This is a genomic window from Streptomyces sp. NPDC029216 (genome assembly GCF_040648015.1).
Lineage (GTDB): Bacteria > Actinomycetota > Actinomycetes > Streptomycetales > Streptomycetaceae > Streptomyces.
Genome location: NZ_JBEZWL010000129.1, coordinates 1 through 21,221, shown reverse-complemented (window position 1 = coordinate 21,221; position 21,221 = coordinate 1). Strand labels below are relative to the sequence as shown.

Here is a 21,221-nt window from a genome sequence, read left to right as displayed (position 1 = left end):
GCTGGAACAGCTCCCACAACTCATCCGGCACCAGCCGCTCAACAATTCCCGCCACGATCGACAGCCTACACAGCACGCCAAATGAGATGACGTCTAATCAGACTCGCTGCACATTCGGCAAGTACGTCGAGGTCCTGGGCAACGAGCCGCTGCACGCCGGCTCGCGGGGCTTCAGGATGGCCCCCATGCAGGCGATGGACACGAGAGCGAAAGCTGCTCCCCACGCACGCCCGAGGCAGTACGTTGGGGCTTCACTTCGTTTCGTCATGGGGGTCAACAACCGTGAGCCTGCCGGATGTTGTTGGAGAGGTCGCGACTGGCTCGGCCGTCGCGCTGGTCAGCGGTGCTGTCACAGGTGGCATGGCTTGGGTTGCAGTAAAGGTCCGCGAGCTCGTACATCGAGGCACCTCTGCCGAGCGGGATGCCCTGATCACGGTTCTCAACGATCGAGGAGCCACGTCGGAGGAACTCGTAGGCCGCCTGACACCGCTGATTCGAGCGCACCTCGACTCACACCCGGAGGCGATCCCCGAGTTCAAAGCCCTGACCGTCACGGGACCCACCGTGTACAACCAGCACAACACCGGCAACGGCTTGTTCATCGGCGGTGACAACCACGGCGGTCTGACGATCAACCACGGCGGTCTCGAGCGTGACTGACGAGCCACCTAAGACTGAGAAGAAGGTCACGAACCAGACGAACCATGGCTCGGGCACATTCGTAGCTGGCAACGTGCTCGGCAGCATCGTCAACCTATTCGCGCCCACTCAACGCCGGGGTCGCCCCGCGCCGGCCAACGGCCCCGAGGTATCCGAAGACGACTACGACGACATCAGCGAGTCGCTCTTCGGGGCCGCATTCCTGGCGGCCATGTCCGGAACCGCAGTCGTCTATTGCATCCGAGGCTTACCCTTCTCCGGAACAGGCCCAGCCCCTGGCATAGCAACACGGCTCGTCATGGGGATCGTGTTCACGTACGCCTTCTTCGCCTGCGTTGCAGCGTTCCTCGCAAGGGCGGCGCAGGGCCTCGAAGTGTGGGCAGGACGGTGCGCCGACATCACCGTCCAGACCAAGGGCGGGCTACTCGCACACCTGCCCGCAGGCATGGCTCGAGCTTTGGCGGCCACTGCCTCCGGCGTGGCAACGACAGCTGCCCTTGTGGCCGTCTTCTACGGGTGGGGAGATTTCGGCGGCAGCATCCAGGAGAGGGCGTACCTCGCACGCGACAACGCCGCCACGAACGCCTCACGAGCGCGCGCAGCGGCCAGGAAAGCCTAACGGGCACACCGAATTCAGAACTACGCGTTTCCCGTTCTGCTACGCCGACCGTTTGTGTCGACTCGCATCCGTAGAGGCCAGTCGGCCGTTTCATCAGAAATCTTCACTGAGCGTCGCTCGCGAGGAAGCCGCGAAAATCACGACGACCTTGGGTAAACACACCGGCCGGCCGTTCACCGGTTAACCAGGTAGAAGATGAAGAACGCGCCGATTCCGAGCCCCCAAAGGAATGCGGCGGTTCGCGCCCTGTGATCTGGGAGGACCTCTGGGGGAGGCGGCGTCACGGTAGCCTCGATCCGGCCAACCGCACTGTTCAACGATTTGCCTATCGCCTCGATTCGCCCGAGAGGGTTGTCCCTGCTCTGGAGGCTCTCCATCTCTCTGACCAGTCGGTCGAGAGAACTTAGACCTCCCTCAAGGCGCACGACCAGGCCTTCAAGATCGACAGTGCCGCTTGCCGAGCTAACTGCCTTCTCGGCCCGGATGACAGTCTTCTTGAATTCGTCGAGGTCAAGGCGCCGGGATGCCTTGTCGAAGGTCTCCGCAGCGTGGGATATCTGACCTGCCACGTCCTCATTGATACTTTGGCTTGCTCGCGTAAGAAGCCCAGCCACGTCCTCGTTGATGCTGTGACTTGCATGCATAAGCAGCCCAGCCACATCTTCATTGATACTGCGCGCCGCGCTCATGAGCATCTCTGCGACATCCTCGTTGATACTGCGGGCCACCACAGCGAGTAGACCCGCAGTATCGGCGGAGATCAGCCCGTCATCCATCGCCTCTTCAAGTAGGCGGGCCAACTCGGGTGATTTCTCGGAAATATCCCTGAGCAGCCCCTTAGTCATCGCATCAACGGCCTCGATGCGAATCTCACCGTGGTTGTCACCACCAACGAAGGCTCCATCGCCGTGGTTGTGCTGCTCGATGACGTGCCGCCGCGACTTCGGATCGGTTCCCGTCAACTCTCCCCCTACTCATCGATACGGCTAACACCAGATAGAGTTGGCGCCCTGAAAAGGCCTGGCCGGCCCATGGACATGCTGGGACCGCTGCGGGCCTGCGGACGCCAGGCGCCTCAACATCCCAGCGGTTTGGGGCAGGCCTTGCGGCAGATCTCAATGACAGGGCATCCTGCAGCAACACAACACGTTTTCAGCATAGTTGGCTGGAATGAACGACCCGCGCGGCGTGATCACTACAGATCTCCAACGCGGTCGATCCTGCTGGAGACCAAGCACGGAGGCCCCCCACCGCAGGGCGGCGCCCGGCGCGGTCGGCACTGACCGCGCTCCACAGGAACAGGCCATTCGGTACACCGCGCATTTCCACAGCGCGACACAAACCGCAAAGCCTCACCGCAGGCCAGTGGGCTGCGCAAGCGGGGAGGCATTCCCGGAAGCGTGGCCGACTTGCGCCCTTGTCACCCGCAGGATCGTGACGGTGCATCAGGATCTGTCAGTGGCCACCGCTACAACCGATCTAGAAGGTCCGCACAGCGCGACCGATGGGGAGGGATGCACCATGCCGAAGGTTCCGGACGGATACGTGCGCGTGCGAAGCCACCTCCGACGCAAGCCGGGGCCCAAGTCCGCCAAGGGGCTGAGCGTCTGGGCCGTGGCCGGCCTGTGCGCGGTGGTGTGGCTCTGGGGCCAGGTCTTCGGGTTCGGCGACAGCAGCACCGAACAGCAGCCTGCGCCGAAGCCCGCCGTCTCCGCGCCAGCGGCCGGGCAGTGACGGCCAGGCGGCGGCGAAGGATCCGGTGGCGACCGCGCAGCACCGCAGACATCCTGGGTGCGGCAGCCGTTGCCCTCGCGCTCTCGGTCGCCCTGGCACAGGCCGCATCGCGCCTCCTGACGAGGGCCGCCGCAGCCTGGCCGGTGCTCATCCTGATCGGTCTCGCCCTCGCTGTCGGCTGGGCCTGCCTCCGGGTACGGGGCTCCCGTCGGCATCGCGCGGACAGCGAGAGGCTGGCCCGTCTACGCATCACCTTGTCCGAGTTGGACGCGATGGACGACCAGCAGTTCGAGTACGCGCTGCGCGACCTCCTCGTCCGCGACGGCTGGACGGCCAGGAGAGTGGGCGGCGGCGGGGACCAGGCCGCAGACGTGATCGGCGACTTGATCCCCCTCGGACGGATCGTGGTGCAGGCGAAGTACACCCGCGTCGGAGGCAAGGTCGGCTCGTCGGTGATGTACCAGGTGAACGGAACGGCGGGTCCCGCACACAAGGCGGACCACGCGGTCGTCGTCACCAACGGCGCGTTCACCCGCGATGCCATGGCCTGGGGCAACCGTCACGGCGTGCACTGGGTGGACCGCGAACGGCTGGACCAATGGGCCCACAAGGGCAAGGCCCTGCACGAACTGCTCGGACTGCCCTCGCGGCGGACCCGCCTGCTGTGGCGTCGAGCCGCATGAGACTCGCGGGTGACCCGACAACGAGAACGGGTGGCACAGCATGTGCTGCGCCACCCGTTCTCAGGCAAGGGCAAGGTCTTCAGGGACGTACTGAGGCGCCACTCCGAGCAACGCATCGACTGCCGCACGCCCCTTGCCGCCGGCCTCGGGCATGAAGTGGGCGTAGTGGTCGAGGGTGATGGTCGGGCTGGAGTGGCCAAGCCACCGGGCGAGGGTGACCACGGACTCGCCCGCCTCGAGGATCACGGAGGCGTAGGTGTGCCGGAGGACGTGGAAGCCGTCTTTGCGGGATGCCTTCCAGCGCTGGCCCTTCTCCCGCAGGGGGATCACTCCGGCCTTCGCGAGGGCGGGCTTCCACACCTCGTCGTTGAAGATGTTGGCGCGGATCGCGTTGCCGTAGGTCGTGGCAAGGACCAGCGGGAAGCTGCGCCTCTCCCGATCGACTTCGGGGCCTCCCCAGGGCAGCTCGACCTCGACAGCCGGATGCTGCAGGAAGTGTGCGCGCAGTTCGGCGGCCACCGAAGGCGGCATGTCGACGACACGGGTCTTCCCACCCTTGGGAAGGGTGAAGTACAGGCGCCCGTACAGGAGCTGGACCTGTCGGCGGACGCGGATGAGGCCGCGCTCGAAGTCGACGTCCGCCGGCGACAGCCCGAAGACCTCCCCCTGGCGCAGCCCACACCCGAGGGCGACGACGACAGCAATCCGGTACCGCTGGTTGATGACGCCCCGTACCCGCTGCGCGGTCTCCAGCAGCCACGCCTCCCGCTGGTCCTCGGGAGCCTTCGGCCAGCGCACCGACTTGGCGCGCATCGGATTGCGGACCAGGCGCTTGTCGTCGATCGCCGTCTCGAAGACGTTCGAGAGGGTGGTGAGGATCTGCCGGGCGTAGCGCGGCGCGCACTCGCCTTCGAGCGTGGCGATGTAGCCGCGCAGGACGGACGCGGAGACGTCCCGCAGCGCCACCTCGCCGATGTGCGGAAGGACGTGGAGGCGCACGCGCTCGTCAACCCGCTTGACCGTGCCCGGTGCGCCCCGCACGCCCGCCTGCCAGTGGCGCGTGACGTAGTCGGCGAGGGTGATGGAGCCGTCGCGCGGGTCGACGAACTCGCCCCGCTCGCTGTCGGCGCCGGCCCTGCGGAGCCACGCCTTGGCGTCCTCCAGGGTGCCGAACGACATGCCCCGGACACCCGGGATCCCCGCGACCCGGTAGCGACTCCCCTTTCCGTACCGGGCGGTGCGCTCGCGCTTGCCGGTGACGGGGTCCTTCTTCTTGTTGATCCAGCGGTCTTCGATGTAGCCGGCCAAGTGATTCCTTGCAGGTAGGGGGTCGGGAGGGGCGGCCGGGAGGCGTCAGACGGTTGCCAAGTAGGCGCCGCGCCGCTGCGGTGCGGCACTCACGGGGTTGAGAGCGGGGTTGGATCGGGAATCCGCCTGCTCCTGCTCCCGTATCCAGGCATCGAGCGCATCGATCCGGTACGTCACTCGCCCGCGGGCACCCATGCGGAAACTCGGCGGGCCCTGGCGCCGGTGACGCCATACGTAGAGCGTCTTGGGCGAAATACCGAGATATTCAGCCGCGTCCTGCACCCCGAGAAACGCGCGACTGATGGGCGGACGGTGACGGAATTCGGCAGCACTTACGGAGGAGACCGGGTCGACAGGAGACAAGCGAGAATCCTTAAGGCAGACGTAGGGAATGAAAGCGCCCCGCCGCCATGGGCGGCAAAGACGTACAGGACCACCAATGGTCCGAAGAATCACCGGTTTCGGAAACCGGGGATCGTCGGCTATATTCCGCCCACCCCGGTGGGAGCCGGGTGCATCGGCACCGTCGTCAGCAAGATCTGCGGAGGGGTTCCGAGGGCGGCAACGATGGCGACGAGGTCGTCGATGTCGCAGCGCCGGACCGTGCGTTCGATACGTGAGAGCCCGGTGAAGGCCATGGGGCGACCGAGTGCGGTGACGCGGGCGGCGAGCTGGCGCTGGGAGTAGCCCCGGGCGGCGCGGGTGCGTTCGATGGCGTGGGCGGCGGCCCGTCCGGCGGGTCCGATTTCAAGGGGGCGTGGCGGCATTGCTGTGTTGTAGCTTGCGCGCCCGAGCTTTCGGAAGGCTTTCCTGTCTGCCGTGAGCGATGCCAGCAGAATTTGGGGGAGATTTCGGCGACCGGGATTTCAGGTCTACCCTGCAGCCGGAAAACCTTTCAGGAGTCCTAGAACCAGCTCTGGACTCCGGGGCAGGGGTGTGGCTGTGTTGTCCACGCGCCACTGCCCCGCCGTCTCCACTCCCCCAATTCTGAAAGGCGGTCGATCCTCATCGCCCGAATCCGCACCATCAAGCCCGAGGCCTTCGCCTCCGAGTCCCTGGCGGCCGTGTCCCTGAGGCGCCGAGCGGACCTTCTTCGGCCTGCTCACCCAAGCCGACGACAAGGGCCGCATCCGCGACCAGGCCGCCGTCATCGCCGGACAACTGTGGTCGCTACGCCGCGAACACGGCCCGGTGGAGGTTGAGGAGGATCTGACGCAGCTCGACGCGGCCGGCCTGATCTGCCGCTACGAAGGCGAGGACGGAAGGCAGTACCTGCACGTCGTCGCCTTCGCCCTCCACCAGAAGATCAACCGCCCCAGCATCAGCAGGATCCCGTCCTGCCCGCACCACGACCTCGGCGTCCCGCGTGAGCACTCACTGCCGGTGCACGGAGCCGTCACGGAGGCCTCCAGGACGGGTCAGACAGCAGACAGGGAGCCTGCCGTGAGCAGAGAATCTGCAGGTCAAGGGCCGTTCAGTGAGCCCTCACAGCCGGTTGAGGAAGGGCTCACGGAGCCTGGCGTGAGCCCTCAGCGTCCGGATCTAGGACCTAGGAACAGGGAACTAGGAACTACCCCGTTGGGGGGCGCGAGCGCCCCCGCGCCCCAGACCCTGTCGGCGAAGGACCTCGTCACCGAGTACGCCGCGGCCTGCGAACACCGTCCGCCGACGAGCGTGCTCGGGCAACTCGCACGGGAAGCCGCGAAGCTCCTCGCCGAGGGCATCGACCCCTCCCACGTACGAGCCGGTCTGGACCGCCAGCGGACCAAGGGCCTTCACCCGAAGACCCTGGCCAGTGTCGTGCACGAGGTCATGAACGCGGGGGCGCCCACGACCGCCGTCCCCCACCGTCCCTGGACCAACCCCACCGACGTCGCCGCTGCCTACGGGGGTGCGCTCTGACCGCCACCACCCTGCCCCAGCCCTCCGGTCAGGCCGTCCGGGCCGTGGCGGGCATCCTGGCCCGCCGGGGCATGGACCCCGTCATAGGCTCGGAGGAACCGGAGCCCACGCCCGAGCCTGTCAGCGCACTGCAACTGGCCGACGCCCGCACCGGCAAGACCCACCAGGCCTACGGGGCCGTCCGTGCCCTGCTCGCTGCCGGCGTCCGCCTTCGCTGGGAGGCGGTCACAGCCGCTGACCTGTTCGCCCGCCTGAGACCGCGCCCAGGGCTCGACGCGGAACGTGAGCTGCACACCCTGGCCCGCTGCCCGCTGCTGCTCCTGGACGACATCGGGGCCGCCAAGGGCAGCGAGTGGACGGAGGAGCTGACCTACCGGCTGATCAACCACCGGTACGAGTACCTGCGCCCCACCCTGCTCACGACCAACCTTCCCATCCCTCAGCTCCGCACCGGCCTCGGCGACCGCGTCGCTTCCCGCCTCTCCGAGATGACCCACCGGGTCGTCCTCGACGGCGCCGACCGCCGCCGCACCTCCCCTGCCGCTTGAACGCGCCCACCCTTTGGAGCACCACCCGCTTGACCACCACCTCCCACCGCACGCAGACAGCCGAGCGGTATGCCCTAGCCGTCGCCGGATGCGTCATCGTCGCCCTCACCGCCGCGGGCTTCTGGCTCTCCTACGCCCACCTCGCCGAAGTCGCAGGGCGGCACGGCCTCGGGACTTCCCCCACCCGCCAGTGGGCATGGCCCGCCACGCTCGATGCCTTCATCGTCGCCGGCGAAGTGCTCATGCTCCGCGCCAGCCTCCGCCGGGAAACCGACGGGTGGGCGATCGCCCTCACCGCTGCCGGATCGCTGGGCTCGATCGCTCTGAACGTCGCCGGCGTCAGCAGGACCGACGGCGCCCCGACCCCGGCCCTCGACTACGTCGTCGCCGCTGTCCCACCAGCAGCCGCGCTCTTCGCCTTCGGCGTCCTCATGCGGCAGATCCACCGCCACGTCGCCTCCGACGACTCCCGCCACCATTGCCTTCCGGCAGGAGAGACCGCAGTGCATCCCGCGGACCTGGATCGTCCCCGCGCGCACTCCGCCACAGCGCCGCTTCCGGACCCGGAACGGCCCGAGGGCCGGGAGGGCGACCGCCCCACTCCGGCTGACGCCGTACAGGGCGCATCAGTCGATGTGGCGGAAGAGACCGACCAAGTGGCGGAAGCCCACGTCCCGCCGAAGAAGCGCACCGGCCGCAAGCCCGCCGCCACCGACGACGAGCTCTTCACCATCGCCCTCACCGCCCCGCTCGGACGCGATGGACGCGCGTCAAGCCGCCACATCGAGACGGCTGTCCGCGCTCGCGGCCTCCCCATCGGCAGGGACCGCCGGAACAAGATCACCCGGCAAGTCCAGGATGCACTCGACAGCGGCCGAGCGGACGCCGCGTAGGCCTCGTCCGAAAGTCACATTGTTCCCCCGCGCATCCGTCGCGGGGCGAGCTGGCGTTCGTGCGCCCCATCCCCTCAACGCCGAAGCCGTTCCAGCCCGACCAACAGGAGGCACACTCTTACAGGACGAACCCATGCCACGCATCCCCACAACCTCCAAGCAGGCGACGCCTACCCAAACCCCAGACGGAGCAAGTTATCGGCCAAGACGCTCTTCCCCGTCGGGGGAGAGCGTCTTGGCCGGTCCCGCCCCTGGAGTGGCGGGAGCGGACCGGAGCCAGGGGGCACCGGTCCGCCAAGCAGCGCGACGACGGATCGCAGCCGAGGGATGAGCAGCAGCCTGCGTGCGAAGCCGCGTCACCTCCGCTGCCCCGCCAAAGCGCGTCCACGACGACGCACCGCAGGGACGGCCAACGCTCCAAAGTGTGGAGCGTCTGTCTGCACGACGACGAACACGCGCTCGTCGCGACCGCCGCCAGGGCCGTCGACCGTCGGCGTCGCCAGCTTCTTCGCCCGAGCCGCCCACAAGGCGGTCCCCGGCCTCAGTCGCCCTGCAGATGTACTGCCGTCACCTGAGCGCGCGGAGCATGGTGGTGTACACCGGGGCGTCGGGGAACGGCTGCTGGTCACCGATGTGCTGGTACCCCCACCCCTCGTAGAGGGCCTTCACCTTCGGGTGGCCTGGCTCGACGAGCAGCGTGACGCGTTCCTCGGTCCGGCCGGCCACCAGTTCCTCGTGGATCCGGTGCGCTAGGCCCGTGCCCCTCCAGGGAGCCCGGACCATGATCTCGAAGAGGGCGAGGGTTCGGGTGCCGTCCTCGGTCGTGTCCGCCTCGGGAAGCGGCTGGAGCATGTGGGCCCACCAACCGGTGTTCTGGGGCAGGGCCGCGGCGTAGGCGTAGCCGGCGGCCTCGCCACCGTCGTAGGCGACAACGGCCTCCCAGGACGGGCGGGAGGAGTGGCCGGTGAGACGACCCTCGAAGCGGTCGACGGAGAAGAACGGGTCCTCGCCGATCTCCTTCTCGTACACCTCGGCGTACACGCCGACCAGGGTGGGGCGGATGGTGGGCAGCTGGTCGGTGCCGTAGCGGTGGAGGGTGATCTCCGGGGTGGGCATGGTGCTCCTTGTCGCGTGCGGGTTCAGGCAGTGCGGGTGCGGTCGTTCCACTGGCGGGTGACGGCGGACTTGGGGGCCGCCTGGTTGAGTGCGGAGGTGAAGCTGCCCAGGAGGTGGGGGACGCGGCCGGCGTCGGCGTCGGTCGGGGCGATGACGCGGGTGGCGGTGGCCACGGCCTGCTCGACATCGCCCTGCGCGACCTGCGCGAGGGCCGCTTGGGATAGGTAGTAGGCGCGGTTGCGGTGCTGGTCGTCGCGGAGGTCGGCGATGCACCGGTGGGCATGAAACTCGGCCTTCTCCGCCTCGCCGAGCCGGTAATGGGTGATGCCGGTCAGGCCGTGGAGCTCGCCCCGGGTGTAGAAGGCGACGGAGGACGGACGGGCCTCGGCGGGATCGGCTCGGTCGTAGGCACCGTGGGCCCGGTCCAGGGCTCGGAGGGCGCGGGTCTTGTCACCGAGGCTGGCGGCGGTCAGGGCGATGCGGGAGTGGGTCAGCGAGGCGTAGAGGGGGTCGGTGCGGTGCGCCCGGGTGCCGGTGCAGGCTTCGGCCGCGGCGAGGGCGTCAGCGTACCGACCGCGCTGTCCGGCGAGCATGGCGGCGTACCGCCAGGTCTGGTGCTGGACCTGACCGTCTCCGGAAAGTCCTGCGAGGGTGACGGACTGTTCCAGGTAGCGCTGGGCCTCCCCCAGCCGGCGGGCGTCGATGGCGGAGAACATGGCGAAGGCAGTGAAGGACGCGGCGACGGCGTAGAGGCGGGAGCGGACCCTCTGGCTGGCGGAGCCGTGCTGCTGGAGGCTGAGCGTACGGGCGGCGAGGTCGGCGGCGCGCTTCTCCAGGACGGGACCGCCGCCGTTCTGGTCGTCCAGGAGCCACAGTTCGGCCAACAGACCGCGCAGGCGGTCGACGTCGGAGTGCCCGACGGTGGGTCGGGTGGCTGCGGTCGCGGTGCCGGTGGACACGGCGACGGCGGCGCCGGTGGCTACGGAGATGAAGCTTCGACGGCCAAGCACAGGGTCCTCCAGTCGTGCTGAGGGCGTTGCGGGGCGGGGGCGGGCTCGGGGCACGAACCCCAGGTCGGTCGCAGGAAGCCCGGAGACGACCTCCAGGGCATGCCACTGGCGGTCCTGTGGCGAGCGGTTCTCTCCCGACAGCCACCGGTAGACCGTCCGTTCGGTGACGACGCCGCGATGGCCGTTGAGGTCTGCCATGGCGTCGTTGACCTGCTCGGCAAGAGCGCCCGCACTGAGCCCGTGTTCCTTCATCCAGGTCTCTAATTCCGCGTTCCGCTTCCGCACCATGCAGTCACGGTAGAGGTGGGGCCGCCATCCGAGGTAGCGCAGGTCGGGACTTTTCGTCAGTGGTCACGCGAGTAGCTGCGAGCGGATTCGTCATGTCCAACACGGCTCGCACACGGGTTACTTGTCCGCACAGCCGAACCGGCAGCAGGCGGATGGGAGCGGGATCGTGACCGTACTCGCGCACGAAATGGCGGCAGCCCCGGCGGAGGTGCCCACGGTCACCTCCGCCAACCAGAAGACCGTGATCGCCTCCGCGGCTGCCGCCGTCGCCGGGGACGTCGAGGCCGCCCTCACCCTCGCCGACCACCACCCGGCCGGGGAGGCGGCCGTACGGCTGCGGGAGCGGCTGCGCGAGCACGTCCACACCCTCGCGGTGCCCGCCGAACGGTACGCGGCCCTGCTGCCGGAGAGCCGGGACAAGGACATCGCGGCCGGCACCGTGCGGTTCGCCCGCAAGGTCGCCCGGGATTGCGGGAGCGATCCGGCGATAGCGCTGCGGCTGCTGGCCAAGTCGGTGGCCCACCTCGCCCGGAACACGGACCTCCTGCGGCTTGTCTGAACCGCTTCCGGCGCCGGTCTGCCTGGGGCGTCGGCGCCGGAAGCCCTCCACCTGCCCGGCCACAGCAGATGACTGCAGCACCTCGCCGACACCGGTGAGGCGGTCGGCTCCCCCAAATACGGGCGAGGAGTCGGCCACCATGCCCCGGCCCTGCCGGCCAGTCCCGTCGAACCTCGCCCTGGAGGCACCCGCGTGTACGCGATCGGCATGTGCGTCGATGCCCGCTACCTGCTACCCGCCCTGGTCACGCTCGGATCGGTCGCCGACCACTTGCCGGTGGCCGACCGCCGCGAGAGCGCGGTACGGGTACTGACCAACGGCCTGTCCCCGGGGCAGGCCGCCGTGATGCAGTCCTTCGCCCGCCGCTGCGGGTTCGGCTCCTTCGACCTGCGCTGGCAGGCCCCGCCGCCCGAGAGCGTTATGGCGGACACCACCTACATCTCGGTCGCCACCTACCTGAGGTTCGGGTTCACCCCCGGCTTCCTCGACCGGCCGTTCCTGATCTACGTGGACGCCGACGTGCACGTGCGCGGCGACCTCTCCACGCCCTTGAACGGGCTGCTGGCGAATCGGGTCGGCGCAGTGCAGGACGAGTTCAACCCGGCCGTCGGCCAGTGCCCGGCACTGCCCGGGGTCGCCGAGCGCTGGCCCCACCTGGTCGGGCGCACCTACTTCAACGCCGGGATGCTGTGGGTCCCCGCGCCGATGCTCGCCCCCATGCGGGCCGGGGTCCAGCGGGCCCTGGTCGGCGGGCGGCAGTACATCAAGCACAACGACCAGTGCGCCCTGAACCTGTGGCTGCTGTCCTCCGGGGCCGCGCACCCGGTCAGGCCGGTGTTCAACCGGTTCGAGGTGGACCGGTTCCTCGAGCGGGGGGACTGGGTCCGCCGGGTCCTCCGACGCCCGGTCACCCGCCGGGACGGGCACGTGGTGCACTTCGTCGGGGGCCAGAAGCCGTGGATGCGCTCGTGCCCCGGCACGGAGGACGTGCGTGCCTACCGGCAGCAAATGTACCGCACGCTGCGGCACCTGGCCGGGGCGGGCGTACGGTGACCGGCGGCGGCACGTTCCTAGCAGTAGAGCGGGCCTGCGCGGAGCTGGCCGGGTCGGCTCCGGCTGAGACGGTCCGCATCCGCAGCGGACCCAAGACGGCCGTCTACCGGGTCCGGCTCGCCGACGGCCGCCCTGTGGTGGTCAAGCTGTTCACGGTCGACGGCACCCACGGCGCCGTCGACGAGGCCCGCCTCCTGGCCGCCGTCTCCGCCGCTGGGCGGGTGCGGGTGCCGACCGTGATCGGGTACGGGCCGGTTCCCGGCCTGACCGTCTCTGCCCTGGTCACCACCGATGCCGGAACGAGCACCTTGGGGGATGCCGTCCGAGCCGGGCAGATGCCGCGTCCGGCGGCACTGCTGAGGCTAGCCCTGCTGATGGCTGCCTTCCATAGCGTCAAGGCCCCGGCCGGGGTCCCCCTGGCGCCAGGCATCGGCCAGCAGGTCAGCGCTCTGGCCGCCCACTGCCCCAAGCAGGTCTTCGTCCGGCTCGCTCCCGCCCTGGAGGTCATCGCGGCCGGGGCATGCCTGGAACGACTCGTGTGGTGCCACGGAGACCTCCACCTGGAGAACGTGATCTGCGGAGGCGACCGACGCCTCACCGTCGGCGAACACGGCCGGGCCCGCCTCCCCGACTACCTCGTGGACTTCGAGGCCGCGACCGTGGAGGTCCCCGAGTACGACCTCGCCCAGACCCTCGTGACCTGCGACGCCCTGGAGCCCTCAGACCGGTTGTTCGTGGCCGCTGCCTACGGACGGCCCGTCGCCACCCGACTCCTGGACGCCTACGTGGCCTTCCAGGCCGTACGCGGCTGGACCTACGCCGCCCACCGGGAAGGCCGCGACCGCGACGCCTGGGCGGCCCGCCTGCACCTTGCCCTGTCCCCACACTCAGGAAGGACCGCGCTGTGACCGACCCCGATCTGTCGGTGATCATCCCCGCCTACAACGAGGCCGAGTACCTGCCCCGCTACCTGCCCACCGTCTTCGCTTCCCTCCGGGCCTGGGAAGCCACCTCCGGCCTCGTGGGGGAGGTGATCGTGGTGGACAACGCCTCCACCGACGACACCACGACCGTCGCGAAGGAACTGGGGGCCAGGGTGGTGACGGAGCTGGTCCGCAGCATCGGCCTGGCCCGGAACACCGGAGCCCGCGAGGCCGAGGGCCGGATGCTGTTCTTCGTCGATGCCGACGTGGCCCTGCCGCTGGAGGGGATCACGGCCGCCGTCGCCGCGATGGACGCCGGGGCCGTCGGCGGGGCGATCCCACCGCTCTACACCCCCGTCCGGTTCGGGGCCCGCCTGCTCTGCGCCTACTGGGACCACCACCGCTCCCGCCACGGGGGCGCCCAGGGCGTCAACCAGTTCTGCACCCGGGACGCCTTCAAAGCAGTGCACGGCTACCGCCCCGACTACTTCATGAGCGAGGACATGGAGTTCTTCGCCCGCCTGACCGCCTACGGCCACCGCACGGGCGGGCCGGTCGCGGTCCTCGAAGACCTCCGTGTGCGGCCCTCCACCCGCCGCTACGACGCCTGGTCCACGGCCCGGATGCTCTGGTGGCAGAACCCCGTGATCGTCCGCCTCGGCCTGACCTCGCCCCGCTTCTGGCGCAACTGGTACGCCACCACCGTCCGATGATCGGAGAACCCCAGGTGACCCGCCTTCCCCTGCCGGACGCCGACGGCATCTACACCTTCCCCACCGACCTCCTGACCGCGCACCGGGCCTGGATGGACTCCCTGGCCGGGGCGAAGGAGATCATGACGCTGACGGCGCCGCTGACCCTCGCGCCGTACTGGATCGAGCCGCGCAAGCCGTCCGGGCGGCCGGTGGTCGTCATCGAACCCCACCACGACGACTTCGTCCTGTCCGCCTCCGGAACTTTCCTCGCCCGTCCCCGGCCGCTGACCGTGGTGACCGTCTTCACCCGCTCCCGCAGCGTCCACCCCTCCCTCGAAAACACCTACAACAGCGTGGAGACGGTCTCCGGACTCCGCGACCGCGAAGCCGCCCAGTCCCTGTTGCCCCTCGGGGCGGCCCGGGTCGGCCTGGAGCACAAGGACGCCGAGAAGCCTTATCGGGCACCCGAGCCCGCCCAGGTGGACCGGATCACCTCCGAACTCGCCGAGGTGCTGGACGGGATGGACGACGCGGAGTTGCTCGCACCGGCCGCCGTTACGCGCCACCCGGACCACCTCGCCGTTCACGAGGCGGCGCGGCGCCTGGGCTGCCGGTGGTTCTGGGAGGACGCCGCCTTCTGGTCCACCTACGGGCTGTCCGGATGCGACCGGCACCTGTTCCGACAGCGGGTACGCGACGTCTTCGAACCGGAGCTGGAGGACATCACGGCCACCGTCCTGGACAAGGTGACCCTGCTGCACATGCACGGCTCGCAGATGCACCCCGCGCGCAAGATGTACCGTCCGATCCGGCACGCCCACACCGTCGCCGCCAACCTGCTGCCCGACCCGGACAGCCGTCCGCGGGGCCAGTTCGCGGAACGCTTCTACCGGCTCGGGGGGTCGTGGTGATCCTCGGCCTGGAAGGCCCCTCGTACGGGGGCAAGACCTCCGCCCTGGGGCGGCTGCGCCGGGTGCCGGCGATGCGGGACGCGCTCTTCTTCTCCTGCTACGTGAAGTCGTTCGCGCGCCGCGAGGACATCCCCACCCCCACCACCCGGTCGGCAGACGAGCAGGTGAAGGCGTTCATGACGTTCATGGAGATCGAGGGCAACCGCGTGGACGCAGCTCGCCGCCACGGTGGGCTGGTCGTCCTGGACCGGACCGTCGACACCCTCCTCGCCCACGCTCACGCCATGGACGAGATCTACGGCTTCGGAGTCCTGCCCGAACTGACCTGTCGGGCCGAGGAGATGCCGCACCTGAGGCCGGACCACACCCTGTACCTGGACGTGACGCCCGAGCTCTTACACCTGCGGCGCAAGGCGGCCGGACACCACGAGGTCGAGCCGGACTACTTCCTCCACGACCCCGCCTTCCTCACGCACTTCCGCGATTACTTCTGCCGCCCGGTCCGCCGCCCGGCGACTGCGGAGTTGGCCGTCGCCTCCGGGGACGGCAACCGCCCAGAGACGGCCGCCGTCGTGCAGGCCCTCTTGACGTACTGGGCGGGTGTCCGGTGACCGGCCCGACGGTGGTGTTCGTATGGCGACGAACGCCGCCACCGCTGCTGATCGGGGGCGCCGAGGTCTCCCAGCAGCTCCTGGCGGAAGAGTTCGTCCGGGCCGGCTGGCGGGTCATCTACCTCGGTAGCCACGAGGCCCCCTGGAACGGGTCCGCCCAGATCGGCCATCTGCGCGCCCACCTCCGGGCCCACGGAACCGTATGGGAGGAGGCCGGCGGGGAGGTCCGCTACCGGTGGAACGGCGTCTCGTGCCGGGCCGTGCCGCAAGACAGAGTGGAAGCAACGTTAAAGGGCCTCCTGGCCGAGGCCCGGCCGGAGCTGGTGGTGACATCGCAGGAGCGGGCTGCCGACCTGGCCGCCCTTGCCCGCCGGTCCTCACGGGTCGCCGGATGGCTGCACTCGGTCTCGGCCAACAGCATGGGCGTCCTCCACGGCCGACCGCACGTCGCCCTCGCCACGTCAGAGTTCGTCGCGGGACGGGCCCAGGCCCACGCCGACACGAAGGCGGTCGTCTTCTACCCGCCATTCGCGCCGGCCGAAGGTGCCGGGCCCCTCCTCGCCGCGGGGCGCGGCACAGCCGGCTGCGCCCCCGGCGGCGTGCTGATGGTCAATCCCATCCCCGCCAAGGGCGCAGCCCTGCTGCACCTGCTGATTCGCCGGTTGCCCACCCTCCGGTTCACCCTCGTCGAGGGCTGGTGGGACACAGTTGGCGAGTTCACCGCGTACCCGAACGTGCACTGGGTGCCCCGCACCTACGCCATGGGCCCGATCTACGCCGCGAACGACCTGCTGCTCGTGCCCTCCCAGGTCGAGGACGCCTTCCCCCGGGTGATCGTGGAAGCCGGGCTCCACGGCGTCCCCACGATCGGCTCGTCCCGCGGCGGCATTCCCGAGGCGGTCGGGGACGGCGGAGTGATCCTCCACCCCGACGACGTGGACGGCTGGGTGCAGGCGATCGAGTCGGCCGACCAGACTGGCCTCGGCGCGAAGGCCCGCGCCGGGGCAGCGCCGCTGGTCCGGCCGTGCCTGCCTGAGCTCGCTGCCGCCGGGCTCATCCCGGCAGCAGCAGCCGCCGGCTAACGGGCCGCGTAGGCGGCCTGCACCTCGTCGGCGCGGTCGGTCCACCAGTTCAGCAGTGCCTCGTCCGTCAGGAACATCTCGCCGAAGATGGTGTCCTGGCGGTCGAGGTAGAACTCCAGCTGCCAGAAGTCGGTCAGCCGCTTCCACCACAGCCGCTTCACCGCGTCGGCGAGGTCGCTCTCGGACAGATCGATCACGGACCGGTATCCGGAGCAGAACGCAGCGACACGGTCGAGGTCAAAGACACCACCGACCCCGAACTGCACCTGCGCGGTCCGCGCGACCTCCTCTCCGTACGGCCGGACCCCGAGCCGATCCCAGTCCAGGACCCCCACCACCCGGCCGTCCCGGCGCAGCAGATTGCGGTACTGGAAATCGCCGTGCGTCCACCCGTACGGCCCGGCCGGCACCTCGCCGTCCGGCCGGGCATCGGCGTACCTCGCGAGAAGGCCGCGGCGGTCGTGCAGGGCCTCGGCGGCGGCCTTGTCGAAGTCCGTCACCGGAGCGGACGGCAAGCGGCTCAGGAGACCAGCAGCCGCACGGTCTGCCTCGGCCACATCGCGGACCTTCGCCACCGGCGCCTGCTCCGGGACCGGGCCGGGACCATGCCGCCGCAAGCCCTCGTGGAGGCGGCCCAGCAGAGCACCGAGATCGCGCACCTGGTCGAGCGGGAGATCCGTCCCTTGGAGGTGCTCGCCGTCCACCCACGGGAGGACGCAGTAGCCGTGACCACCGACTTCCGCCACGAGGTCACCGTTGGCCGCGCTCAGCGGCGCCGGCACGGGGATGCCCTCGCGAGCCAGGTCCAGGAGGACCGCAAGGTTCCTGCGGACCTTCGGCAGAGGAACGTCGGTGATCTCCTTGAGCGCGAACACTCCAGCAGCGGTCACAAGCCGCCAGTTCCGGTTCATCAGGCCGTGGGCAAGGAACCGCCGATCACTCACCGCGCCCAGCCCGAACGCGTCGGACAGGCTAGGCAGCACTGCCGTCAGAGCATCTTCTCGAGTCGTATCCGTCACCCCCAGCACGGTACGCCGACCCCGATTCGCGCACCCGAATTCGTCACCCAGATCCCCACCGAGAGTCGGAGGGAGAGGCGAGCCGAGATCGCTCCCGCCACCAGCTCGCCTGACTCCGCCCGTGGCGGAGCCGGAACAGTCCTGGCGGCCTCACTACCCTGACCGACGGACCACCCGCGGCCGTACGACGATCGGGAGACCATGACGACGCCCTCCACCGCCCGAATCGAAGACCTCCTGCAGACCGGCGTTCGCGAGGAGGTCTACCCCGGCGCGGTGTGGGCGGTCGGTGACGCCGACGGCATCCGCGCGAGCGGAGCCGTCGGCCTCCTCGATCCCGACCGGCCCGGCGAACCAATGCGGCTGGACACCGTCTTCGACGTGGCCAGCCTTACCAAGATCCTCGCCGTCTGGTCCACGATCGGCACCCTCGCCGAAGAGGGCAAACTCGACCTCCACGCCCCTCTGGGCACCTTCTGGGACGAGGTCGCCGGCCACCCCCTGGCCCAGGCCACCGCCCACCACCTCCTGACCCACACCGCAGGCCTGCCCCTGCGCGCCAACCTGAGGAACCTCTACGGCACCGACCCCCACGACATCCGCGACGGCGTCCTCCACGAAGCCCTCCACCGCCCACCGGGCGAGGCCGTCGAGTACACCGACCGGGCCGCCCTGATCCTCGGCTACCTCGCCGAATACCTCTCGAGCCAGCCCCTGGACCAGCTCGCCACCGACCGCGTCTGGCACCCCCTCAGCATGACCCGCACCCGCTTCGGCCCTCTTCCCACCACCGATGCGGCCCACTGCGCCCCCACCGAGTACGACGAGGCCACCGGCACCCGCCTCAAGGGCACCGCCCACGACTTCTCCGCCCGCCTCCTCAGCGGCGTCTGCGGCATCGCCGGCACCTTCTCCGTTCTGGACGACCTCGCCCTCTTCCTCCGCCACATGCTCGCCCCCACCCAGGCAGCCTTCGGCCAGACCTGGATCAAGGACTCCCTCCGCCTCCAGACCGGTGCCCTCACCCCCGCCCGCGGCCTCTTCTGGCACCCAGCCCCCGGCACCGAACCGGCCGAGGACATCTGGGTCCACTACGGCTTCACCGGCACGGGCATGTGGATCAGCCCGGCCCAAGGCCGCTGGGCCGTCCTCCTCACCAACAAGCTCCGCTTCAACCGCGCTCGGGAACCCTTGACGGAAATCCGCAACGCTTTTCGCGAAGCCGCGTTCCTTGCGCCAGCTCGGCAGATCACCACACGTTCGTAGCACCGCCGAGGCCTCGGGAGCCCGACTTGAAGGGTCGAGGATGCGGAAGTAGTGCGCGCCCAGACGTTGCTGCGAGCCACCATCGTGATCAGGATCGCCCAAGCTAGCACTGCCTGCACTCGCCGACCCATCCAGTCCGTTGGCACCACCGGACGAGAATCCGATCTCGCCCAATGCTCCTTCTCATGGCGGGCGTTGTCGTTGTGCCCTACCCTGATCGCTGTGGCTGTGGGGGAAGACGCCCACCTCAAGGGATTCTCTGGGGCTCGCCGGGCGAAGATGTGGCTCGAGGGCACGATGCGGATCTCGGGCGCGTACGCGAACACCGACTCGCCGTCGTGTGCCCGGCGGCTGACCCTGGCATGGCCCCACGGTGGACAGACCTTCTCCTTCGATCTGGGTGGCGCGATGCGAGGGGCCCCGTACCACGGGGACATGTTCTGCGCTGAGGTGAAGAACTACCAACAACCCAGCGACCAGGGAACGCAGTTCGATGAGTTCGTCGCCAAGTGCTACGTGGCTTGCCAGACGGGTCATCTCCTCAGCGATCACCTGATGTGGATCACATGGTCACCCTTCCGCGCTAACACCTGGACTCAGCTGCACTCTCCAAGGCATGTCGAGGATGCGGTACTCATCCACCATGCGCGTGTCTTTGGGACGAGCGATCGCGCGGAAGCAAAGGCTGCGATCAACCAGCAGGTAGTCGAGACTGTTGCGAAACGACTGTGGCTAATCGTGCTGTCCGAGAAGCAGGAGACGCTGGTCCCCCTCAAGGACTGGGAAGCCATCGTGGCTGCCGAACTGATCCGAAAGGGAGAGCAGTGGTGAACGAGACATCACAGGCGATCATGGCTGCGCTCGACGAGACGGAGCAGAGCCAACCGTTCGCCAGGGTCAAAGAAATCGTGGGTCATCAGCTGCGGAGAATGGATCCGCGGGCGGAGGTCATCACGACTGGCTTCTTTAACCACACCTACGCCCCTGACATGGTGATCCGGTGGCCTCAAGCAGCCCGCACCACAGATCGGTACGTGTATCTCCGCACTACGGCCAACCCGGCGGAGCTGCGGGAGGACATCACACGACTCCAGACGAAGGACCGGCCGCTGATCCTCTCGCTGGGTGAGCTAGAGGCCACGCAGGCGACCGACGCCCTTCAGCCGACCGCCTCTGAGCATCAAGCCCTACTGCTAGACACGCCGGCCTTCGGCGAGCTGACACCAGCCCACGACACACCCAGCGTTCCACGGCTGATCTCCAGTTCAATCATCGAGGGGGGCCGGGGCGCAATGAATGCACTGGCAACCACACAGTTCACCAACGCAGTTGCAACCGGCGTTGGTGCTGCCCGTGACGGAGACCCCAATGGCACACGCATTGCCGTTGAGGCTGTCTCGGCTCAGATGGTCCCTCAAGTAGCAGATCGAATGACGGCCTTCATGGCCGCACTGTGGCAGGGCGGAGGTTCGACTCTTTCCAGTTTCCCCGGCCCATTGCGGCGATCCGGCCGATTGGACGAATCGACTCTGGCCTACCTCCTAGGTAGCGAGGAGATTCCGGACCCAGCCTTCTGGCAGAGGCTACTCCCTATGGTCAGCCTCCCCCTCCTCTTGCGCACGCCTATCCGCGACCCGGATAACCTTCAACACCTCATGCGATCTGCCGTCGCGCGTTGGCAAAGCCACGTTTGCGTGATCGCGCGCGGCACCACACCAAGTGCGCCTATCGGACCGTGGCGCTGGGCGGTCGAGCGAGGCCATCTATTGCTACAGACGCCACAGTTCCGCACCTATGTCGCACAAACGCGAAAAGACCTCGACACCTCAGATACCTTCGACGAGCCAAGCCTGGAAGATTTACGCACCCGTGCAGATCGCTTCTCCATCCCGCTGACGTCGATCAGGATGCTGGTCACTGATAGACGCATCGGATATGACGGCCCTGGCGACGACGTCGTCCATGACGAGCAGCTCGTCGGCATCAGCGAAGCGCTCGGACAGTCGGAAGCTGTTTTCGAGGCTGACGCACGCACCCCTTCAGGAGCCGTCCTGCGTTGCAGCTTCACCCAGCTTCTGGCCAGCGCACGAGGGGCCCGGAGCCAGGTCGCACTCGATGAACTCATCGGCACAGCGGCCAGGCTCCTCTGCGAACTTACCGACCCAGAGGCTGAAAATCTATCTGCTCTCCTTGGAGCACAGGGACAGCCAATTGCCGCACCTTGGAACCAACCGTCCCTGTTTGACTCTTAGACGTCATCTCATTTGGCCAGTCTTCGGTAGCAGATGAGGGTGCAGGCGATGCTGGTGAAGGCGAGGAAGTGGTCGGCTTTGCGTTCGTA

The 21,221-nt window shown here is 68.7% G+C and carries 23 protein-coding genes and 1 pseudogene; 17 read left to right on the top strand and 7 right to left on the bottom strand.

The window, feature by feature from the left end:
* Positions 1 to 282: 282 nt before the first annotated feature.
* Together AB0F18_RS31355 and AB0F18_RS31350 are read left to right on the top strand one after the other, a co-directional pair.
* Positions 283 to 660, top strand: coding sequence for a hypothetical protein (locus tag AB0F18_RS31355; RefSeq protein WP_362066749.1), 378 nt, complete (start codon positions 283 to 285; stop codon positions 658 to 660).
* Entirely contained in the window at positions 653 to 1,279 is a 627-nt protein-coding gene (locus tag AB0F18_RS31350; RefSeq protein ID WP_362066747.1) for a hypothetical protein, read from the top strand. Before AB0F18_RS31355 ends, AB0F18_RS31350 begins: the two co-directional genes overlap by 8 nt.
* A 173-nt stretch (positions 1,280 to 1,452) precedes the next feature.
* Here the strand turns inward: AB0F18_RS31350 and AB0F18_RS31345 are convergent, their stop codons facing one another.
* The gene (locus tag AB0F18_RS31345) at positions 1,453 to 2,241 is read right to left on the bottom strand and encodes a hypothetical protein (RefSeq protein ID WP_362066745.1); all 789 of its coding nucleotides are present in this window, start codon (positions 2,239 to 2,241) and stop codon (positions 1,453 to 1,455) included.
* Positions 2,242 to 2,800: 559 nt separating this feature from the next.
* Between AB0F18_RS31345 and AB0F18_RS31340 the strand changes: the two genes are divergently transcribed.
* Complete coding sequence (locus AB0F18_RS31340; protein ID WP_352213880.1) at positions 2,801 to 3,013, top strand: hypothetical protein; 213 nt, start codon at positions 2,801 to 2,803, stop codon at positions 3,011 to 3,013.
* Positions 3,014 to 3,063: 50 nt separating this feature from the next.
* The gene (locus tag AB0F18_RS31335; RefSeq protein WP_362066753.1) at positions 3,064 to 3,696 is read left to right on the top strand and encodes a restriction endonuclease; all 633 of its coding nucleotides are present in this window, start codon (positions 3,064 to 3,066) and stop codon (positions 3,694 to 3,696) included.
* Between the two features lie 60 nt (positions 3,697 to 3,756).
* On the opposite strand, the gene AB0F18_RS31330 is transcribed toward AB0F18_RS31335, so the two are convergent.
* From AB0F18_RS31330 to AB0F18_RS31320, 3 genes are all read right to left on the bottom strand, one after another.
* Entirely contained in the window at positions 3,757 to 5,004 is a 1,248-nt protein-coding gene (locus tag AB0F18_RS31330; RefSeq protein WP_362066743.1) for a site-specific integrase, read from the bottom strand.
* A 45-nt stretch (positions 5,005 to 5,049) separates the two neighbouring features.
* Complete coding sequence (locus AB0F18_RS31325; RefSeq protein WP_362066741.1) at positions 5,050 to 5,367, bottom strand: helix-turn-helix domain-containing protein; 318 nt, start codon at positions 5,365 to 5,367, stop codon at positions 5,050 to 5,052.
* 119 nt (positions 5,368 to 5,486) lie between these two features.
* Positions 5,487 to 5,771, bottom strand: coding sequence for a helix-turn-helix transcriptional regulator (locus tag AB0F18_RS31320; protein ID WP_362066739.1), 285 nt, complete (start codon positions 5,769 to 5,771; stop codon positions 5,487 to 5,489).
* A 240-nt stretch (positions 5,772 to 6,011) separates the two neighbouring features.
* Here AB0F18_RS31320 and AB0F18_RS31315 point away from each other — a divergent pair.
* From AB0F18_RS31315 to AB0F18_RS31305, 3 genes and pseudogenes are all read left to right on the top strand, one after another.
* A pseudogene (locus AB0F18_RS31315) lies at positions 6,012 to 6,906 on the top strand (hypothetical protein).
* Between the two features lie 11 nt (positions 6,907 to 6,917).
* Positions 6,918 to 7,454: an ATP-binding protein gene (locus AB0F18_RS31310; protein WP_362066751.1), complete on the top strand. Its 537-nt coding sequence runs from the start codon at positions 6,918 to 6,920 to the stop codon at positions 7,452 to 7,454.
* Positions 7,455 to 7,483: 29 nt separating this feature from the next.
* Positions 7,484 to 8,347 carry a DUF2637 domain-containing protein gene (locus AB0F18_RS31305; RefSeq protein ID WP_362066737.1) on the top strand — a complete coding sequence of 288 codons (864 nt, stop codon included), beginning with the start codon at positions 7,484 to 7,486 and terminating at the stop codon, positions 8,345 to 8,347.
* Between the two features lie 567 nt (positions 8,348 to 8,914).
* Here AB0F18_RS31305 and AB0F18_RS31300 read toward each other — a convergent pair.
* Both AB0F18_RS31300 and AB0F18_RS31295 read right to left on the bottom strand, forming a co-directional pair.
* Positions 8,915 to 9,463: a GNAT family N-acetyltransferase gene (locus AB0F18_RS31300; protein WP_362066735.1), complete on the bottom strand. Its 549-nt coding sequence runs from the start codon at positions 9,461 to 9,463 to the stop codon at positions 8,915 to 8,917.
* A gap of 23 nt (positions 9,464 to 9,486) precedes the next feature.
* Entirely contained in the window at positions 9,487 to 10,761 is a 1,275-nt protein-coding gene (locus AB0F18_RS31295; RefSeq protein WP_362066733.1) for a Tat pathway signal protein, read from the bottom strand.
* 166 nt (positions 10,762 to 10,927) lie between these two features.
* Here AB0F18_RS31295 and AB0F18_RS31290 point away from each other — a divergent pair, with 166 nt between their 5' ends.
* The 7 genes from AB0F18_RS31290 (at position 10,928) to AB0F18_RS31260 (ending at position 16,595) form a co-directional block, all read left to right on the top strand.
* Positions 10,928 to 11,320 (top strand): hypothetical protein, encoded by a 393-nt coding sequence (locus tag AB0F18_RS31290; RefSeq protein ID WP_362066731.1) that lies wholly within the window; start codon positions 10,928 to 10,930, stop codon positions 11,318 to 11,320.
* Positions 11,321 to 11,512: 192 nt separating this feature from the next.
* Positions 11,513 to 12,373 (top strand): glycosyltransferase, encoded by an 861-nt coding sequence (locus tag AB0F18_RS31285; protein WP_362066729.1) that lies wholly within the window; start codon positions 11,513 to 11,515, stop codon positions 12,371 to 12,373.
* Positions 12,370 to 13,281, top strand: coding sequence for a phosphotransferase (locus AB0F18_RS31280; protein WP_362066727.1), 912 nt, complete (start codon positions 12,370 to 12,372; stop codon positions 13,279 to 13,281). Before AB0F18_RS31285 ends, AB0F18_RS31280 begins: the two co-directional genes overlap by 4 nt.
* A complete protein-coding gene (locus AB0F18_RS31275; protein ID WP_362066725.1) occupies positions 13,278 to 14,009 on the top strand; it encodes a glycosyltransferase in 732 nt (243 codons plus the stop codon). Before AB0F18_RS31280 ends, AB0F18_RS31275 begins: the two co-directional genes overlap by 4 nt.
* Positions 14,006 to 14,902 (top strand): PIG-L family deacetylase, encoded by an 897-nt coding sequence (locus AB0F18_RS31270; protein ID WP_362066723.1) that lies wholly within the window; start codon positions 14,006 to 14,008, stop codon positions 14,900 to 14,902. The genes AB0F18_RS31275 and AB0F18_RS31270 overlap by 4 nt, the downstream gene beginning before the upstream one ends.
* Positions 14,896 to 15,513 (top strand): hypothetical protein, encoded by a 618-nt coding sequence (locus AB0F18_RS31265; protein ID WP_362066721.1) that lies wholly within the window; start codon positions 14,896 to 14,898, stop codon positions 15,511 to 15,513. Before AB0F18_RS31270 ends, AB0F18_RS31265 begins: the two co-directional genes overlap by 7 nt.
* Positions 15,510 to 16,595: a glycosyltransferase gene (locus tag AB0F18_RS31260; protein WP_362066719.1), complete on the top strand. Its 1,086-nt coding sequence runs from the start codon at positions 15,510 to 15,512 to the stop codon at positions 16,593 to 16,595. The genes AB0F18_RS31265 and AB0F18_RS31260 overlap by 4 nt, the downstream gene beginning before the upstream one ends.
* On the opposite strand, the gene AB0F18_RS31255 is transcribed toward AB0F18_RS31260, so the two are convergent.
* On the bottom strand, positions 16,592 to 17,623 hold the full coding sequence (locus tag AB0F18_RS31255) for a phosphotransferase (RefSeq protein ID WP_362066717.1): 1,032 nt from the start codon (positions 17,621 to 17,623) through the stop codon (positions 16,592 to 16,594). The genes AB0F18_RS31260 and AB0F18_RS31255 overlap by 4 nt on opposite strands.
* 192 nt (positions 17,624 to 17,815) lie before the next feature.
* Here AB0F18_RS31255 and AB0F18_RS31250 point away from each other — a divergent pair, with 192 nt between their 5' ends.
* From AB0F18_RS31250 to AB0F18_RS31240, 3 genes are all read left to right on the top strand, one after another.
* Positions 17,816 to 18,880, top strand: a complete 1,065-nt coding sequence (locus AB0F18_RS31250; RefSeq protein ID WP_362057547.1) for a serine hydrolase domain-containing protein — start codon at positions 17,816 to 17,818, stop codon at positions 18,878 to 18,880.
* Between the two features lie 222 nt (positions 18,881 to 19,102).
* Complete coding sequence (locus AB0F18_RS31245; protein WP_362057544.1) at positions 19,103 to 19,711, top strand: hypothetical protein; 609 nt, start codon at positions 19,103 to 19,105, stop codon at positions 19,709 to 19,711.
* Entirely contained in the window at positions 19,708 to 21,132 is a 1,425-nt protein-coding gene (locus tag AB0F18_RS31240) for a hypothetical protein (protein ID WP_362066715.1), read from the top strand. The genes AB0F18_RS31245 and AB0F18_RS31240 overlap by 4 nt, the downstream gene beginning before the upstream one ends.
* Positions 21,133 to 21,221: the final 89 nt, after the last annotated feature.

What these genes read in the sequence shown, in the direction of transcription:
- AB0F18_RS31340 (WP_352213880.1), top strand. Translation starts at nt 2,801, where the DNA reads ATGCCGAAGGTTCCGGACGGATACGTGCGCGTGCGAAGCCACCTCCGA.
- AB0F18_RS31320 (WP_362066739.1), bottom strand. Translation starts at nt 5,771, where the DNA reads ATGCCGCCACGCCCCCTTGAAATCGGACCCGCCGGACGGGCCGCCGCC.
- AB0F18_RS31300 (WP_362066735.1), bottom strand. Translation starts at nt 9,463, where the DNA reads ATGCCCACCCCGGAGATCACCCTCCACCGCTACGGCACCGACCAGCTG.
- AB0F18_RS31295 (WP_362066733.1), bottom strand. Translation starts at nt 10,761, where the DNA reads ATGGTGCGGAAGCGGAACGCGGAATTAGAGACCTGGATGAAGGAACAC.
- AB0F18_RS31270 (WP_362066723.1), top strand. Translation starts at nt 14,006, where the DNA reads ATGATCGGAGAACCCCAGGTGACCCGCCTTCCCCTGCCGGACGCCGAC.
- AB0F18_RS31250 (WP_362057547.1), top strand. Translation starts at nt 17,816, where the DNA reads ATGACGACGCCCTCCACCGCCCGAATCGAAGACCTCCTGCAGACCGGC.